The 16,369-nt window shown below is 43.1% G+C and carries 15 protein-coding genes; 11 read left to right on the top strand and 4 right to left on the bottom strand.

Features of this window, described 5'->3' with window-relative positions; translation table 11 throughout:
- Position 1: 1 nt before the first annotated feature.
- Both ABHC48_RS10355 and ABHC48_RS10350 read right to left on the bottom strand, forming a co-directional pair.
- Positions 2-55 carry a DUF6783 domain-containing protein gene (locus ABHC48_RS10355; RefSeq protein WP_334285688.1) on the bottom strand — a complete coding sequence of 18 codons (54 nt, stop codon included), beginning with the start codon at positions 53-55 and terminating at the stop codon, positions 2-4.
- A gap of 29 nt (positions 56-84) precedes the next feature.
- Positions 85-1,416, bottom strand: coding sequence for a SpoIVB peptidase S55 domain-containing protein (locus ABHC48_RS10350; protein ID WP_243284500.1), 1,332 nt, complete (start codon positions 1,414-1,416; stop codon positions 85-87).
- A gap of 572 nt (positions 1,417-1,988) precedes the next feature.
- Here ABHC48_RS10350 and spo0A point away from each other — a divergent pair.
- The 9 genes from spo0A (at position 1,989) to xerD (ending at position 11,225) form a co-directional block, all read left to right on the top strand.
- Positions 1,989-2,795: a sporulation transcription factor Spo0A gene (gene spo0A / locus ABHC48_RS10345; RefSeq protein WP_118580999.1), complete on the top strand. Its 807-nt coding sequence runs from the start codon at positions 1,989-1,991 to the stop codon at positions 2,793-2,795.
- Between the two features lie 91 nt (positions 2,796-2,886).
- Positions 2,887-4,332, top strand: coding sequence for a glycogen synthase GlgA (gene glgA / locus ABHC48_RS10340; protein WP_118580996.1), 1,446 nt, complete (start codon positions 2,887-2,889; stop codon positions 4,330-4,332).
- A 394-nt stretch (positions 4,333-4,726) separates the two neighbouring features.
- Positions 4,727-4,912 carry a hypothetical protein gene (locus tag ABHC48_RS10335; RefSeq protein ID WP_148462515.1) on the top strand — a complete coding sequence of 62 codons (186 nt, stop codon included), beginning with the start codon at positions 4,727-4,729 and terminating at the stop codon, positions 4,910-4,912.
- A 12-nt stretch (positions 4,913-4,924) separates the two neighbouring features.
- Entirely contained in the window at positions 4,925-5,173 is a 249-nt protein-coding gene (locus ABHC48_RS10330) for a spore coat protein (RefSeq protein WP_118580993.1), read from the top strand.
- 655 nt (positions 5,174-5,828) lie between these two features.
- Positions 5,829-6,905 (top strand): recombinase RecA, encoded by a 1,077-nt coding sequence (gene recA / locus ABHC48_RS10325; protein WP_118580990.1) that lies wholly within the window; start codon positions 5,829-5,831, stop codon positions 6,903-6,905.
- Positions 6,906-6,908: 3 nt separating this feature from the next.
- Complete coding sequence (locus tag ABHC48_RS10320; RefSeq protein ID WP_195379679.1) at positions 6,909-7,397, top strand: regulatory protein RecX; 489 nt, start codon at positions 6,909-6,911, stop codon at positions 7,395-7,397.
- A 190-nt stretch (positions 7,398-7,587) separates the two neighbouring features.
- Positions 7,588-9,144 (top strand): ribonuclease Y, encoded by a 1,557-nt coding sequence (gene rny / locus ABHC48_RS10315; protein WP_118580984.1) that lies wholly within the window; start codon positions 7,588-7,590, stop codon positions 9,142-9,144.
- A 215-nt stretch (positions 9,145-9,359) separates the two neighbouring features.
- Positions 9,360-9,962, top strand: coding sequence for a stage II sporulation protein M (locus ABHC48_RS10310; RefSeq protein ID WP_173773253.1), 603 nt, complete (start codon positions 9,360-9,362; stop codon positions 9,960-9,962).
- A gap of 381 nt (positions 9,963-10,343) precedes the next feature.
- Positions 10,344-11,225 (top strand): site-specific tyrosine recombinase XerD, encoded by an 882-nt coding sequence (gene xerD, locus ABHC48_RS10305; protein ID WP_195699430.1) that lies wholly within the window; start codon positions 10,344-10,346, stop codon positions 11,223-11,225.
- Between the two features lie 394 nt (positions 11,226-11,619).
- Here xerD and ABHC48_RS10300 read toward each other — a convergent pair whose 3' ends face one another.
- Both ABHC48_RS10300 and ABHC48_RS10295 read right to left on the bottom strand, forming a co-directional pair.
- Positions 11,620-12,651 carry a 3-deoxy-7-phosphoheptulonate synthase gene (locus ABHC48_RS10300; protein WP_118580970.1) on the bottom strand — a complete coding sequence of 344 codons (1,032 nt, stop codon included), beginning with the start codon at positions 12,649-12,651 and terminating at the stop codon, positions 11,620-11,622.
- 96 nt (positions 12,652-12,747) lie between these two features.
- Positions 12,748-14,184 (bottom strand): MATE family efflux transporter, encoded by a 1,437-nt coding sequence (locus tag ABHC48_RS10295; RefSeq protein ID WP_195699429.1) that lies wholly within the window; start codon positions 14,182-14,184, stop codon positions 12,748-12,750.
- 203 nt (positions 14,185-14,387) lie between these two features.
- On the opposite strand from ABHC48_RS10295, the gene nifS reads away from it, so the two are divergent.
- Both nifS and nifU read left to right on the top strand, forming a co-directional pair.
- Positions 14,388-15,569: a cysteine desulfurase NifS gene (gene nifS / locus ABHC48_RS10290; protein ID WP_118580964.1), complete on the top strand. Its 1,182-nt coding sequence runs from the start codon at positions 14,388-14,390 to the stop codon at positions 15,567-15,569.
- Between the two features lie 186 nt (positions 15,570-15,755).
- A complete protein-coding gene (gene nifU, locus ABHC48_RS10285; RefSeq protein WP_118580961.1) occupies positions 15,756-16,202 on the top strand; it encodes a Fe-S cluster assembly scaffold protein NifU in 447 nt (148 codons plus the stop codon).
- Positions 16,203-16,369 lie beyond the last annotated feature (167 nt).

Here is a 16,369-nt window from a genome sequence, read left to right as displayed (position 1 = left end):
TTCAGTTGCCGTAGTCCGCTACGGCGCCCTCATCCGGGCAAAATCTCCCACAAATCGTGACTCACATCTTGCAGAAAGCCTTTTTCAGACACGCTCCAGCATGTTTTCAATAAAAATTCCATACCCACTTGCCGCATCCTGGACAAAAACGTGGGTTACCGCACCGATTACTTTTCCATTTTGCAGGATGGGACTGCCTGACATGCCCTGGACAATGCCGCCGGTGGTGTTAAGAAGCCGCTGATCGGTGATATGGATGACGAAACTTTTGTTAGTGTCCTCGTGGTTCATGTCGATTCTGGTGATTTCTGCATCGTATTCTTTTACTCCATTACCTACATCACACAGAATGGAAGCCGGACCGGTCTGTACTTCCTGTTTGTAGCCGATTTTCATCTGGCGGAGGGAAATTGGCAGAGAATCATTTCCGGAAAAACTGTCTGCAAAATCCCAGAAAGAAGTTTTGGACTGGTTAAAGCTTTCAGAAGCATTGACCGTATCATCTGAAGCAGAAGCTGCGGCCTGGAGCTCTGTAATATTATTGCCAGAACTGCTGGTGAAACTGCCGTAAATTCCATTTGAACTATTTACACGAATCTGTCCGATCACATTGTCATTTCTGTAACGGATCAGCCCGGAAAGTTCTCCGGGACTTCCTTTTTCCCCTTTTTGCACTCCGAGAATCTGGGCACAGTAAAGATTTCCTCCCTTTATTGACAAAAGATTTCCTGTGTCGATATCGCTGATTCCATGGCCAAGAGCACCGAAATTTCCGTCTTTTGTTACATAGGTAAGGGTTCCGATTCCCTGGGTGTCATCCCGGACCCAGATTCCAAGCTTGTACTTTCCGGAAGCATCCTGTGCCGGGGAGAGAGAGACCGGAATGGTACTGTTATTTCTTCGCACGCTTACCGTAACAGGCTTTCCATCAATAGTTTCCAGATCGTTAATTAAATCCTGCTTGCAGGATATTTTCTGCTCATTTAGTGCAACAATATAATCGCCAGGCTTTAAAATATTTTTTGCCGGATCCTGCATCTGCCCATTTTTAGAAAGGATTTCTCCGGTGTCGATCACAAGAACTCCGTCTGTTTCCATGTAAATCCCCACTGTGCTGCCGCTGACCAGAATGGTGTCTGCCTCTGTTGGTTTCACTTTAATATTCTTGAAAGCTATTTTTCCAAAAAGTCTGCAAGGCAGTTGGTAGCTGCCTTCTCCGGAAGTAGTGATTGTATCTCCGAAAGATACAAAAGGAAGATTGGAAATCTGGGAAAGGTCAAGTCCTGAATTTTTGTCAATGTGTATTTCATCCGGAATTTTCCGGTCCAGATAACGATATCCCAGAAATACTATTGTCAGAAGGTCAAGGACAAGACAGAGCAGGATAAAATGTTTGTATTTTCGTTTCTGGTACATGTTTTCACATCCTTTTCTTTTGTTTTTCACTGTGCTGGTACAGCAAATATTAAGTAACCGCTATAGTGACTTGTCTGATTTTTCATATACTGTGTCAATATAGCAGAAACTTAATTTTCACTGTACTAGTATGGAGAAAAATCATGATTTCACTCTTGTATTTTTATGAACCTGTTCCATATCTTTCAATCATAAAACGCGAAAAAAATAAACTGTGTTAAATTGAGAGTCGGTGTAAAACGCTGTCTTAATATAAAAATCCCCTCAGAAAAAATGAAATTATTGTCGTTAAAAGACGCAAAAAAGCTCGAAACTAATCGAACGAAAATGCAGTAAAAACGGCAGTTTCGGCTTGATTTCCCCATGGCAATTCCACTATAATAGACGTTGTTACAGCAAAGGAAAATTTTTCTGAAAAATGTGCAAGAGCAAACAGGGCCCTGCTGTTTTGTACAGGTGATAGGAAGATATTGGGAAGAAAAACGCGTTTGCTTCCTGATATCAGAAATATAGCAACTTTCCGGCTGTGGATTGCCGGAGAATTTTCAAAATAGTAGAAGGAGAATGGCCTCATGGAAAAATTGAATGTGGCAATTGCGGACGATAATGAGAAAATGGTGGAGGTACTGAGTAAGATCATTGATCAGGACGAAGAACTGAAACTGGTTGGAAAAGCACATAATGGAGAAGAAATCTGTAACATCATAAAGGAAAAACAGCCTGACGTGGTTGTACTGGATATTATCATGCCAAAAGTAGACGGACTTTCAGTGATGGAGCGCTTCAGTCACGATGAAAATTTGAAAAAAGTGCCGTCATTTATTGTGGTTTCGGCAGTGGGACAGGAGCGGATCACAGAGGACGCTTTTGATCTTGGAGCAGATTATTTTATGCTGAAGCCTTTTGACAACAAAATGCTGCTGAACCGAATCAAACACATCCGCCGGGCGGGAGAGAGACGCGTCAGGGAAATGAACCGTCCAAGACAAAAGGAAGAGGAAAATACTTACAATTCAGGAAATCTGGAAACGGATGTGACAGATATCATACATGAAATCGGAGTACCTGCACATATTAAAGGTTATCAGTATCTGCGGGATGCTATTATTTTATCCGTAAATGACATGGAAATGCTGAATTCTATTACAAAAATTTTATATCCAACCATAGCCAAACGCCATCAGACAACGCCAAGCCGCGTGGAGCGGGCTATCCGACATGCCATTGAAGTTGCATGGAGCCGTGGAAAAATGGATACCATTGACCAGCTGTTTGGCTATACAGTGAGCAATGGGAAAGGAAAACCTACCAATTCCGAGTTTATTGCACTGATTGCTGACAAAATCAGACTGGAATATAAAAATCGTTCTTTCCAATGAGCCGAATTTGGGGTATAATAAAAGACAGAAGCAGGTTACTGGCATTAAGTGGCAGTAACGCTATTTGCTATTACTAAGGAGGGTTTTTTGGATGAAAAGAATTCTTTTTGCAACATCAGAGGCAGTGCCTTTTATTAAGACCGGAGGATTGGCTGATGTAGCCGGCTCACTGCCGAAATGCTTTGATAAACGTTATTTTGATATTCGCGTGATCTTACCGAAATATGCCTGCATGAAGCAGGAATGGAAAGATAAAATGGAATATGTCACACACTTCTACATGGATCTTGGATACAAGAACTGTTATGTAGGTATTCTTCAGATGGAGTATGATGGCATTAAGTTCTACTTTATAGATAATGAGTATTATTTCAGTGGACCGAAGCCATATGACAGTGCTCCGTGGGATCTGGAGAAATTTGCATTCTTCTCCAAGGCAGTGCTTTCCGTACTTCCGGTAATCGATTTCCGCCCGGACATTATTCACTGCCATGACTGGCAGACAGGTCTTGTTCCGGTTTATCTGCACGACAGCTTCCAGCAGAATCAGTTCTTCTGGGGAATTAAGACCATCATGACCATACATAACCTGAAATTCCAGGGTGTATATGATGTGAAGACGATCAAGGAGCTTACAGGACTTTCCGATTACTATTTTACACCGGATAAGCTGGAAGCATACAAGGATGGCAACTTCCTGAAGGGTGGTATTGTATTTGCAGATGCTGTTACTACAGTAAGTAATACATATGCAGATGAGATCAAGACACCGTTCTATGGCGAAGGTCTGGACGGACTGCTCCGTGCACGCTCCAACAGTCTGCGTGGTATTGTAAATGGTATTGATTATAATGATTTTAATCCGGAGACAGATATTAATCTGTCAGCTCGTTATAATGCTACCACCTTCCGTAAGGAGAAGGTTAAGAATAAGATCCAGCTACAGAAAGATTTAGGACTTGAGCAGGATCCGAAGGCTATGATGATCGGTATTGTTTCCCGTCTGACAGATCAGAAGGGATTTGACCTGATCGCTTATATCATGGACGAGCTTTGTCAGGATAGTGTACAGATTGTAGCTCTTGGCACAGGAGATGAGCGCTATGAGAATATGTTCCGTCACTTTGACTGGAAATATCATGGCAAGGTTTCTGCACAGATTTATTACGATGAGAGCATGTCTCACAGAATCTATGCAGCTTCTGATGCATTTCTGATGCCGTCATTGTTTGAGCCATGCGGTCTGAGCCAGCTGATGAGCCTTCGTTATGGTACTCTTCCAATCGTCAGAGAGACAGGTGGTCTGAAGGATACGGTAGAGCCTTACAATGAATTCGAAGGAACCGGAACCGGATTTTCATTCAGCAATTACAATGCACATGAGATGCTTTCCACGATCCGCTATGCAGAGCACATTTACTATGACAAGAAGCGCGAATGGAATAAGATGGTAGACCGGGCTATGGCAAAGGATTTCTCATGGAGTAATTCCGCACGCCAGTATGAAGAGATGTACAACTGGCTGATCGGGGAATAATGATTCTGTAAGAAATATGCCATTTAAAGTACGGATATAGATATATATGGTACATAATATATACGGTACATAATAAGATGAAATTCGGACATACTACTTTCTGTAAAGTGTCCGCCTCAGGATACAGGAGAGATTAATTTTCTCCTGTATTTTGTATATATGGACATTTGAAGGCTGTCGAAAACAAAGGTTCCATACTGTTGGTTTTCGCTACAGAAATATTTTAGTTACTGTTCACTGGTAACATTCCGCGAGGTGTTTTTTGTGAACGTAGTTCACAGAAAACCCGAGAAGTGCGGCGAGAAATCATGCAAATGCATGATTTCTGTGCATCGCGAAGCGCGTTGCTGTGAACGGAGTGAACAGTAACATATTTTAACAGGAGGCAGGTTATATGAACCAAATTTCAGAACTGGATCTACAGAATTTACGTCACCTGATCGGCGGATTTGACACCACCCATTGTAAAATGGAGGAGTATGCAAGTAAGGCTACAGATGCCCAGGTAAAACAGTTTTTCCAGAAGTCTGCCCAGTCGGCAGTGGACTGCAAAAATCAGCTTATGCAGTATTTACAGTAGGAGGTGCCGCAGATGAATGAAAAAGTGATGGTAGCAGATACCCTTGCCGGAATTAACGGTGAACTGACCCGTTATGGGGAGATGATCCCTCAGACAGAGAATCCTCAGCTGAAACAAACCTTAAAACAGATGAGAAATCAGTGCGAGATGTCCCAGGAGGAGATTTACCAGATTGCTCGTGCAAGAGGCTATTATGTGCCGGCAGCTCAGGCAACAAGGGAAGAAGTGGATCATGTCAGAAGCGTGCTTAGCCAGGGATAAGAGGGGCTAGTGTTACTGGTCACGGAGTGAACAGTAATGAGATAGTAAATAACATCCGGGTTGCAGGAAATAATTCTTGTAATTCCGGATGTTTTGCTATATAGTAGAATTACTGACAGGAAAACGACAATATAAAAGTCGTATACGATTCATTTCAAAATTTACCGGAGTTTTGTCTGTCTCCGGGTATACAAGAATTTCACACCCGTATTCCGGGATGATTCCACCGGTGAAAATAACTTTACAGTTCGTTTGGCTTAACATGAAAAATAAAATTTTTATATGGCGAGTAGGGGCTTGACAAGTGAACTGATTTAAGATAGTATGTACTACAGAGAAACGAACATAGGTTCGTATTTGCGCAAGCAAGAAGATCCTGGCTGCTGTTCACTGGTAATGTTCCGCGAGGTGTTTTTGTGAACAAAGTTCACAGAAAACCCGAGAATTGCGGCGCGAAATCATGCTTTGCATGATTTCTGTGCATCGCGAAGCGCGTTACTGTGAACGGAGTGAACAGTAACAGATCCTGGCTGCTGTTCACGGATAAGGTTCTGCCAGGTGCCTTTTGTGAATGGTAACAGGTTATACAGTCCGGTTAATGATTACAGAAATTACTACGGACTTGTCTGATTATTAAGAATAGGAGATCGGAATAATGATAAATGAAGAGAAGAAGAAAGCGCTGGAAGCGGCTCTTGGACATATTGAGAAGCAATATGGCAAGGGCTCTGTAATGAAACTGGGTGAGTCCAGTGCCAATATGCAGGTGGAGACTGTTCCTACCGGTTCCCTGAGCCTTGACATTGCACTTGGGGTAGGCGGTGTGCCGAAGGGACGTATTATAGAAATCTACGGACCAGAGTCCAGTGGTAAGACCACTGTTGCATTACATATGGTAGCCGAGGTTCAGAAAAGAGGCGGAATTGCCGGTTTTATCGATGCCGAGCATGCTCTTGATCCTGTATATGCGAAGAACATCGGCGTAGATATTGATAATCTTTACATTTCCCAGCCGGATAATGGTGAGCAGGCTCTGGAGATTACAGAGACCATGGTTCGTTCCGGTGCAGTTGACATTATCATCGTGGATTCCGTTGCAGCTCTGGTTCCCAAGGCAGAGATTGATGGTGACATGGGAGACAGTCATGTAGGTTTGCAGGCACGTCTGATGTCACAGGCACTTCGTAAGCTGACCGCTATTATCAGTAAGTCTAACTGCGTTGTGATCTTTATCAACCAGCTCCGTGAGAAGGTTGGTGTTATGTTTGGTAACCCGGAGACAACTACTGGTGGACGTGCCCTTAAGTTCTATTCATCCATACGTCTTGATGTACGCCGTGTAGAGACATTGAAGCAGGGCGGCGAGATGGTTGGAAACCACACCAGGATCAAGGTTGTTAAGAATAAGGTTGCTCCGCCATTTAAGCAGGCTGAGTTTGATATTATGTTTGGTACCGGCATCTCCAAGGAAGGGGATATCCTTGATCTTGCTGCTGAGAATTCCATTGTGAATAAGAGCGGTGCATGGTATGCATACGAAGGAAATAAGATCGGCCAGGGACGTGAGAATGCCAAGCTGTTCCTGAAAGAGCATCCGGACATCTGCGATGAGATTGAACGCAAGGTTCGTATCCATTATCACCTTCTTCCAGGTGAGGAAGAAGAGCAGCAGGATGTGAAGCAAGAAGAAACTACACCAGAATCTGACGCTCCGGCAGCAGAAGAGGAATAAAATATGGCGGTTACACCTGAAGAGCAAAAGAATGCCAGAAGAAAGGCAATGCTTCTTCTGGAGCATATGGACCGTACAGAGAAAGGCCTGTCTGACCGGCTGCGTCAGGCAGGCTTTTCAGCAGAAGCCACAGAGGATGCCATGAACTATGTGCGTTCCTATGGGTATCTGAACGATTACCGCTATGCCATGAATTATATTTCCTTCCGCATGGGAACCAAGAGCCGTCAGAAGATTCTCCAGGAGCTTTCCGGGAAAGGAATTGACCGCGAGACTGCCCTTGCAGCCTGGGAAGAGGCAGCAGAGATTGAAGAGCCAGATGAACTGGCCATTCTCCGAACTACAGTAGAGAAAAAGTGTCAGCCTGGTACTGCCCTGGACGAGAAGGGGATGCGCCGCCTCCAGGGATTTCTCCTTCGAAGAGGTTTTTCCTATGGAGATATTTCCCACGTGCTGGAAGACATGAATATTACCTGTGAGAGAAGCTATTGATAAATTGCCGGATTCTTTCTGTGCATCGCGAAGCGTGTTACTGGTCGCGGAGTGAACAGTAACGCTAGACGTTTCTTTGGAAATTTAAATTTTGTTTTTGTGTAGAAAAACTTGACATAATTCTAAAAAAAAGATAAACTTGTATTGTTGTGATTGCACAATGAAAACTAAATATTGAGGAGGTGCTCCTGTGACAACAATTATTGTTGCAGTTGTCGCTGTAGTAGCCACTCTACTGATTGCAGTTCCTATTACTAGTAAAGTTTCTGTGGATAACAAAGTTAAGAAAGACGCAGAAACGATTGGGTCAGCTGAAGAAAAGGCCAGAGGCATCATTGATGAAGCCTTAAAAGCGGCCGAAACAAAGAAACGTGAAACTTTATTGGAAGTAAAGGAAGAATCTCTCCGTACAAAGAACGAACTGGAGAAGGAAACCAAGGAACGTAGAAACGAACTGCAGAAATATGAGAAGCGTGTCTTATCGAAGGAAGAAACCGTTGATAAGAAAGCTGAAGCAGTTGAGAAGCGCGAGGCAGAGTGCACAGCGAGATTTGCTGAATTGCAGAAGAAAGAAAAGCGAGTAGATGAACTCGAGCTGAAAGGAGTACAGGAACTGGAACGTGTTTCCGGTCTGACCTCCGAACAGGCAAAAGAAGAATTGCTCAGATCTGTGGAAGACGATGTTAAAGTTGATGTTGCCAGACTTTACAAGGAACTTGAGAGCCAGGCGAAGGAAGAGGCAGGAAAGAAAGCCAAGGAATATGTGGTAAATGCCATTCAGAAATGTGCGGTAGACCATGTTGCCGAGACTACTATTTCCGTAGTGCAGCTTCCAAGCGATGAGATGAAGGGACGTATTATCGGACGTGAGGGACGTAATATTCGTACTATGGAGACCCTGACAGGTGTAGACCTTATCATTGATGATACTCCTGAGGCAGTAGTTCTCTCATCATTTGATCCTATCAGACGTGAAGTGGCAAGAGTAGCACTTGAGAAACTGATCGTAGATGGACGTATCCATCCGGCCAGAATCGAGGAAATGGTTGAGAAGGCACAGAAAGAAGTTGAAACTCAGATCCGCGAGGATGGCGAGAATGCAGCTATGGATGTTGGAGTTCATGGTATTCATCCAGAGCTTCTGAAACTTCTTGGACGTATGAAATTCCGTTCAAGTTATGGACAGAATGCGCTGAAGCATTCTATTGAAGTAGCACAGCTTTCCGGTCTGCTTGCCGGTGAAATTGGTGTAGACGTGCGTATGGCGAAACGTGCCGGTCTGCTTCATGATATCGGTAAATCTATTGACCATGAAGTTGAGGGATCCCATATTGAGATTGGTGTAAACCTTTGTAAGAAATATAAGGAATCACCTATTGTGATCAATGCGGTAGCAGCACACCACGGTGATGTGGAGCCAGAGAGCCTTATTGCCTGTATCGTGCAGGCAGCAGATGCGATTTCCGCGGCGCGTCCAGGTGCCAGAAGAGAGACACTGGAGACTTATACCAACAGACTGAAGCAGCTTGAGGATATTACCAATCAGTTCAAGGGGGTTGAGAAATCCTTTGCAATCCAGGCTGGTAGAGAAATCCGTGTTATGGTAGTTCCTGAGCATGTGAATGATTCTGAGATGGTACTTCTCGCAAGAGACATAGCGAAGCAGATTGAGGCTGAGCTTGAGTATCCGGGTCAGATCAAAGTCAATGTGATCCGCGAGAGCAGAGCTGTTGATTATGCCAAATAATCGGAGTTAATTTACATTAAGAAATATTAAGAAACCGCTTCCGCATTTTTCATACTATATGAAGGATGCGGAGGCGGTTTTTATTATGAAAGTCCCGGACGGCAGCCATGAACGAGCTATGCTTGCATGGGCTGATTCATGGAAAATCAAAAAGAATTTTTTTATGTAATTCATAATCAAATCATCGCTTGCGTACAATGGTACAGGGTGAATATATGGAAAATTTACTCAGTATCAAAAAGAAAAGTTTTTTTCCAGGACTGACTTTGCTGCTTGCAGGATTTCTTGCAGGAATGCTGATCCCGAACTTTATATACCGTTTTTCCTGGAAGCAGCAGGCATTTTCCGCAGTGTACCTTTTGGAAACCTATGGGAAAACAGAAGCAGGAGGAATCGATTATCTTTTGCAGATTCTCTGGATGCGCGGTGGGATTTTTTTCCTTTCTCTAATCTGTGGTTTTACTGTATTTGGAGTCCCTATGGCAATTATGGCGATGCTTTTTACCGGAATTGGACTGGGAATCGTATTTTCCATGTCTATTCTGCAGTTCGGACTTACCGGAGGCGCAGTTGCCGTAGCACTTCTTTTTCCGCATTATCTGATCTATCTGCCATTATGGGATTCGGTGTATCAGATGGTCTACAGGGAATCTATGGGAATCTGGCGCAATCATGGAATTTTTCCACAGAAAGTAAGCGCTTATCTCCTGAAAGTGCTCTTATATACAGCTTTATACGGTGTGGGAATTCTTTTGGAATGGCGTGTAAATCCATGGATTTTAAACAAAATTCTGGATTTTTCGAAATTTTTTGAATGAGAATAATATGAAAAATACAAGATATAGTATTGGTTACCATAAAAGCGACGCTATTTTGTAAAATAGGCAAAAAAAGCTTGTTTTTATACGATTTTTGGCCGAAAAAAAGGTTTGATTTTATGTCAATTACAAAGTATAATACAAATACATTTTAAGATCAGTTATTGTGGGGAGGTAGCCCGTTCCTGCAATAAAGCGTGAAAGAGCAAATGCAATGGACAATAGGAATTCCGGGCGAAATCTCCCACAAATTGTGACGCACATCTTACAGAAAGCCTTTTTCAAACACGCTCCAGAATCTTTTTCAAACATGGTCTAAAGCAGTATGATCATGGGCTATATGAAATGAATTTATAACAAAAGAGACAGGAAGTAAACAATATGGAACAGGAAATACGCGAGTTTATTGAATACTTACATAATACGAAAAAAACATCCCAGAATACAGAGGTTTCCTATCAGCGTGATCTGAACAAGATGGCTGCATACCTGGAAATGAAGGGGATTATGAAAGCGGAAGATGTCCGTGAATTTGATCTTATGGGATACATGGATTATATGGAGAAAGAGAACTTCGCGTCATCCACTATTTCAAGAAGTGTTGCTTCCATGCGTGCTTTTTTTCAACACATGTTTGCACTTAGGAAGATGGAAGAGAACCCCACAGATAATCTGAAATCTCCAAAGGTAGAGAAGAAGCTTCCGGAGATTCTCAGTATTCAGGAAGTTGACGATCTTTTGAAGCAGCCAGATCTGACTACGCCTAAGGGAATTCGGGATAAGGCTATGTTAGAGCTTTTATATGCCACTGGTATGCGTGTCAGCGAACTGATCCATCTGGAGACCACAGATGTAAACCTTCAGCTTGGCTATGTGGTTTGCCAGGAGAATAAAGAGCGTATCATTCCGATTGGAAATGTAAGCAGGGAAGCGTTGAATCTTTATCTTGAAGAGGGACGTAAGGTATTTGTGAAAGATGATTCAGAGCATGCGCTGTTCACAAATTGCTCCGGTAAGGCCATGAGCCGTCAGGGATTCTGGAAAATGCTGAAAGGCTATGCCCAGGAGGCTGGAATTCACAGAGATATTACGCCACATACATTGAGACATTCTTTTGCAGTACATATGCTGCAGAATGGAGCAGACATCCGAAGCGTCCAGGAAATGCTGGGACATTCCGATATTTCTACGACTCAGGTATATTTAAGCATGAATATTAACCGGATGCGAGATGTGTATATGAAAGCACATCCAAGACATTGAGAAGATCGAATAAGATGATAACTGTCCATGGGAGAGACCTGTGGGCAGTTTTTTATGTAATAGGAAATTCCGTTGGAATTTCCTATTACATAAAAAGCCCTACCGGGCAGGATCGCACTGCGGCGGAAAGGTAGTTGTCGCTCGAGGCGACCCGCCGCAGGCGGAGAAGCCTGCAAGCAGGATTCTTTTTTATGTAATGAAAATTCTGCAAAGTAAGAGTCTTTCTTGTATTATAAAAATGTTTGACCGAAAATTCTATCGAAAGATATTAGAGCGTGTCTGAAAAATCTCCCGCATTCCGAAATCAGAATACAGGAGATAAATAAATTTTATTTCTGAAAATATACCGCAAAGTGGGGCGTGTAGATTGCGGAAATGATTTTTCAAACAGGCGCTAGCACATCTCAGCGATTGTATAAAGCAGCTTCTCAGATTCTTCCCATCCAAGACAAGCATCTGTAATGGATTTACCATATACATGGTTTGGTCCGATCTTCTGATTGCCTGGCTCAATGTAGCTTTCGATCATAAGACCCTTTACCAGCCCACGAACATCAGAATCAACCTGACGGCTGTGAAGAACTTCTTTGGCAATACGGATCTGCTGCTCATACTGCTTGTTGGAGTTGGAATGGTTGGTATCCACGATGGTAGCCATATTCTTCAGGTTCTTAGCGGAATATTTCTCGAAAAGAAGACGAAGATCTTCGTAATGGTAATTAGGAATAGCCTCTCCGTGTTTGTTTACAGCACCACGAAGAATGGTATGTGTCAACTCATTTCCTGTAGTTTCAACTTCCCATCCCCTGTAGATAAATGTATGGCTGCCCTGAGCTGCAACAACAGAGTTCAGCATAACACTGAAGTCACCACTTGTAGGATTCTTCATTCCCGCCGGAACATCCATACCGCTGACAGTGAGACGGTGCTGCTGATCCTCAACAGAACGTGCTCCTACAGCAACATAGGAAAGCAGATCGGAAAGGTAACGCCAGTTCTCTGGGTAAAGCATCTCGTCCGCACAGGTAAATCCGCTCTCTTCAATAGCACGGATGTGCATTTTTCGGATGGCAACAAGACCGGCAAGCATATTAGGTTTTTTCTCCGGATCTGGCTGGTGAACCATTCCTTTATAACCCTCTCCGGTAGTACGAGGTTTATTTGTATAAACACGAGGAATGATTAAAACTTTATCCGCGATCTTGTCCTGAACTTTGCGAAGTCTCAGCAGATAGTCGCATACAGCATCTTCATTATCTGCAGAACAGGGACCAATGATTGCAAGAAATTTATCGGATTTTCCAGTGAATACGTCACGGATTTCCTGATCACGTTTCTCTTTCAGTGCCTTGATCTTTGCATCAATGGGATATTGGTTGCGGATCTCGTCGGGGGTTGGAAGCTTTTTGATGAATTCAAATCCCATGGTATTTTCTCCTTTTATCGGCAAAATTTATTTTCGATTCAATATTATAGACTATGATGGAAAAAATGTCGATAGGCAAATTGCGGGAATGATTTTTCAAACATGCTCCAGTCTGTTTAGATAAATGAAATGAAGCAAGGTAAGAATCAGTTGGGAAAGGAGCATTCCGTAAAAATATCCACGGATTCCAAGCACAGGAATGGAAAAGAAAACAAATCCAATTCGGATACACACTCCTGCAATATTGTGAAAAAGGCAGGTATCCGGGCGCCCGAGGCCGTTCAGAATACTTTCCAGTGCAGTATTTGTATAAAGAAAAGGGCAGATAAAAGCTAACGTCCTTATGTAAATCCCCGAAGTTTCACTGTGAAAAAGAAAATTTCCCAGTGATTTTCCGAAAACAAAGAAAAAGAATGTACAGAAGCCTCCGAAGAAAAAGCAGTTTTCGCAGGTACGGCGGATCACATGACGGATTTTTTTCTCATGACCGAGGGCCTGTAAACCAGCCACAGAAGGCATCAGCATAACAGAGGCAGAATTTGTCAGTGTCGCCGGGAAAAGAATCAGCGGCAGCGCCATTCCGGTAAAAATTCCGTACACAGACAGGGAATCAGTCCGATTTATTCCAGCCAGAAGCAGTCTTTGGGGAATAAGAACCATTTCGATGCCAGAGAGTAAGGTAAGCAGCAGCCGGTTGACAGAGTGGGGAACTGCAATCTGGGCGATTCCTTTTATAAGAGCATTTATGGAAGTGGCAGTATTGTTTTTGACAGAAGCTGGTTGTATATGTGAAATATATTTTACAGCAGAAGGTGAATTTCTGTGAGTGCCTTTGCACATACAGAAAAATACTCGTAAAATACGTCGAAGCAGTCCGGTGACTGGTTTGTAATTTTCCCTGGAAAAATCCAGTCCAAGCGCCAGCATACATGCTACAGTGGCTGTAAGTTCACTGAAAAGTGCACCTCCGGCTGCTATTACAGGGGTAATCTCTTTTTTCTGGGAAATCAGAATCAGGTAGATCACGTAAGTGCTGCCGATCCGGGAAGTCTGCTCAAGAAGCAGGATAAAAGCTGGAATTCCAGTCGTTTTTCTGGCATAATAAAAGCTGTTTACGCATGAATGCAAGGCTGAAAAAGGAAAACTAAAGGCAAGAATACGAAGCAGAACCGCAGTACGCGGCTCTTTTAACAAGGCAGAAGCCACAAAATCTGCATTCCAATAGACCAGAAAAGATAAAAGTCCGCAAAGTGCCATCGAAAGAAATGTTCCAAGAAGCAACGCATCTCTGGACTCTTTTTCTTTTCCAAGGGCAGTGAAAGAGGCACACAGCCTGGAAATAGCAGCCTGAATGCCCATACAGCAGGCTGCCAGTACGATTGCGTGAACCGGAAGCGTAAGCTGGTAAATTCCAACTCCCTGTGCACCAATAGTATGAGATAAGAATATTCTATAGAAGAAACCCATCAGGCGGCTGACAAGGCCGGTAAGAGTAAGAATCAGGGTTCCTTTGATAAAAAGTTTGTCAGACATAAGAATCCGCCTATCCTCTTCATCCTTTTAGTTAGTTTATGCTGTAAATGTGCCTTGACAGAACTGTTATTATCTGGTAAAGTGGGATAGAAATCCAAGCGAAATACTAGGAAATAGAAAAGTACCTAAGGAGATAGATGAAATAACCCTTTCCCGGGAGTCTTTCATATCGAATTGATACCAATAAACCAGGAGGAAGAAAAATGGGAAAAATGATATATCTGGATAATGCGGCTACTACCAAGACCGCTCCGGAAGTAGTAGAAGCAATGCTTCCTTATTTTACCGAAATGTATGGAAATCCATCCAGCATTTACGACTTCGCATCCAAGAGCAAAGAAGGCGTCAGCAAGGCAAGAGGCCAGATCGCAGATGCACTTGGTGCCAAGAAAGAAGAAATCTATTTCACAGCTGGCGGTTCAGAGTCTGATAACTGGGCACTGAAAGCCACCTTTGAAGCATATAAATCCAAAGGAAACCACATCATCACAACCAAAATCGAGCATCATGCAATCCTTCACACCTGCGAATATCTTGAGAAAGAGCGCGGAGCGAAGATCACATATCTTGATGTAGATGAGAATGGTATTGTGAAGCTTGACGAGCTTGAGAAAGCTATTACACCAGAGACGATTCTGATTTCTGTTATGTTTGCGAACAATGAGATCGGATCTATCCAGCCGATCAGGGAAATCGGTGCAATTGCCAAAGAGCATGGCATCCTTTTCCACACAGATGCAGTACAGGCTTTTGGACAGGTGCCGATCAATGTAGATGAGTTAGGAATTGATATGCTCAGCTCCAGTGGACATAAGCTGAATGGACCGAAGGGAATCGGTTTCCTTTACATCCGCAAGGGTGTTAAGATACGTTCCTTTGTACATGGTGGAGCGCAGGAGAGAAAGCGCCGCGCAGGTACAGAGAATGTTCCTGGAATCGTAGGTTACGGCGTTGCTGCAGATCGTGCAGTCCGCACTATGAAAGAACGTACAGACAAAGAGATTCAGGTAAGAGATCATTTCATTGAAAGAATCCTGAAAGAGATTCCGTATGTGAAATTAAATGGTGACCGCACCAAACGTCTTCCGAATAATGTAAATGTAAGCTTCCAGTTCATCGAAGGAGAGTCCATGTTGCTTATGCTTGACAATTATGGCATCTGTGCATCCAGCGGTTCCGCCTGCACATCAGGCTCCCTGGATCCGTCCCATGTACTTCTGGCTATCGGACTCCCACATGAGATTGCACATGGTTCCCTGCGTATGACCTTAAGCGAGGAGACTACCATGGAAGATGCTGATTTTGTAGTAGATAAGCTGAAAGAAATCGTAGCTTACCTGCGATCAATGTCTCCATTATATGAAGATTTTATAAAAAAACAGTAACTGTTCAGTACCTTCACAGTTACACGCTTCGCGATGCACAGAAATCATGCTTTGCATGATTTCGCGCCGACATTCTCGGGTTTTCTGTGAACTACGTTCACAAAAAACACCTCGCGGAATAGTGCCTGCTGAATAGTTAAAAAAAATAAAAAATTTGATTAAAACACTTGCCAGGAGGAAAAAAAGATGTATAGTGAGAAAGTAATGGATCATTTCCAGCATCCACGTAATGTTGGAGAAATAGAGAATGCAAGCGGTGTCGGTACAGTAGGAAATGCCAAATGCGGCGATATTATGAGAATTTTCCTGGATATCGATGACGAGACACATATTATCAGAGACTGCAAATTCAAAACCTTCGGCTGCGGTGCCGCAGTAGCAACCAGCAGTATGGCTACTGAGATGGTAAAAGGTAAAACTATTGAGGAAGCCATGAAGCTTACCAACAAGGCTGTTATGGAGGCTCTTGACGGACTTCCGCCAGTGAAAGTACACTGTTCTCTTCTTGCAGAGGAGGCTGTACATGCTGCACTGTGGGATTACGCACAGAAGCATCACATTGAGATCGAAGGTCTGAAGAAACCGAAGTCTGACATTCACGAGGGTGAAGAGGCAGAGGAAGAAGAGTATTAATAGTTACTGCGAACTGCAGTAATTATAAAGTGTCGTCATCGATACAAAAGAATAATATTTTTTACAGGAAACCGAATCCTTAAGCAGATTTATTTCGTTACAGATAAATAGGTGGTAAAGATGAGGCAGACCGTAAAGAGAATTCATCAGGGCGGATGTTATCATCT

The organism is Ruminococcus sp. 1001136sp1 (assembly GCF_039841815.1).
In the GTDB taxonomy this organism is placed as follows: domain Bacteria; phylum Bacillota; class Clostridia; order Lachnospirales; family Lachnospiraceae; genus Blautia_A; species Blautia_A faecis.
This window is presented reverse-complemented; position numbering and strand designations above follow the sequence as displayed.

Bases quoted from the DNA above. Each gene is read 5' to 3' on its own strand.
- ABHC48_RS10350 (WP_243284500.1), bottom strand. From the start codon at position 1,416: ATGTACCAGAAACGAAAATACAAACATTTTATCCTGCTCTGTCTTGTC.
- recA (WP_118580990.1), top strand. From the start codon at position 5,829: ATGATAAATGAAGAGAAGAAGAAAGCGCTGGAAGCGGCTCTTGGACAT.
- ABHC48_RS10335 (WP_148462515.1), top strand. From the start codon at position 4,727: ATGAACCAAATTTCAGAACTGGATCTACAGAATTTACGTCACCTGATC.
- nifS (WP_118580964.1), top strand. From the start codon at position 14,388: ATGGGAAAAATGATATATCTGGATAATGCGGCTACTACCAAGACCGCT.
- ABHC48_RS10320 (WP_195379679.1), top strand. From the start codon at position 6,909: ATGGCGGTTACACCTGAAGAGCAAAAGAATGCCAGAAGAAAGGCAATG.
- ABHC48_RS10300 (WP_118580970.1), bottom strand. From the start codon at position 12,651: ATGGGATTTGAATTCATCAAAAAGCTTCCAACCCCCGACGAGATCCGC.
- spo0A (WP_118580999.1), top strand. From the start codon at position 1,989: ATGGAAAAATTGAATGTGGCAATTGCGGACGATAATGAGAAAATGGTG.
- ABHC48_RS10310 (WP_173773253.1), top strand. From the start codon at position 9,360: ATGGAAAATTTACTCAGTATCAAAAAGAAAAGTTTTTTTCCAGGACTG.
- xerD (WP_195699430.1), top strand. From the start codon at position 10,344: ATGGAACAGGAAATACGCGAGTTTATTGAATACTTACATAATACGAAA.
- nifU (WP_118580961.1), top strand. From the start codon at position 15,756: ATGTATAGTGAGAAAGTAATGGATCATTTCCAGCATCCACGTAATGTT.
- ABHC48_RS10330 (WP_118580993.1), top strand. From the start codon at position 4,925: ATGAATGAAAAAGTGATGGTAGCAGATACCCTTGCCGGAATTAACGGT.
- glgA (WP_118580996.1), top strand. From the start codon at position 2,887: ATGAAAAGAATTCTTTTTGCAACATCAGAGGCAGTGCCTTTTATTAAG.
- ABHC48_RS10295 (WP_195699429.1), bottom strand. From the start codon at position 14,184: ATGTCTGACAAACTTTTTATCAAAGGAACCCTGATTCTTACTCTTACC.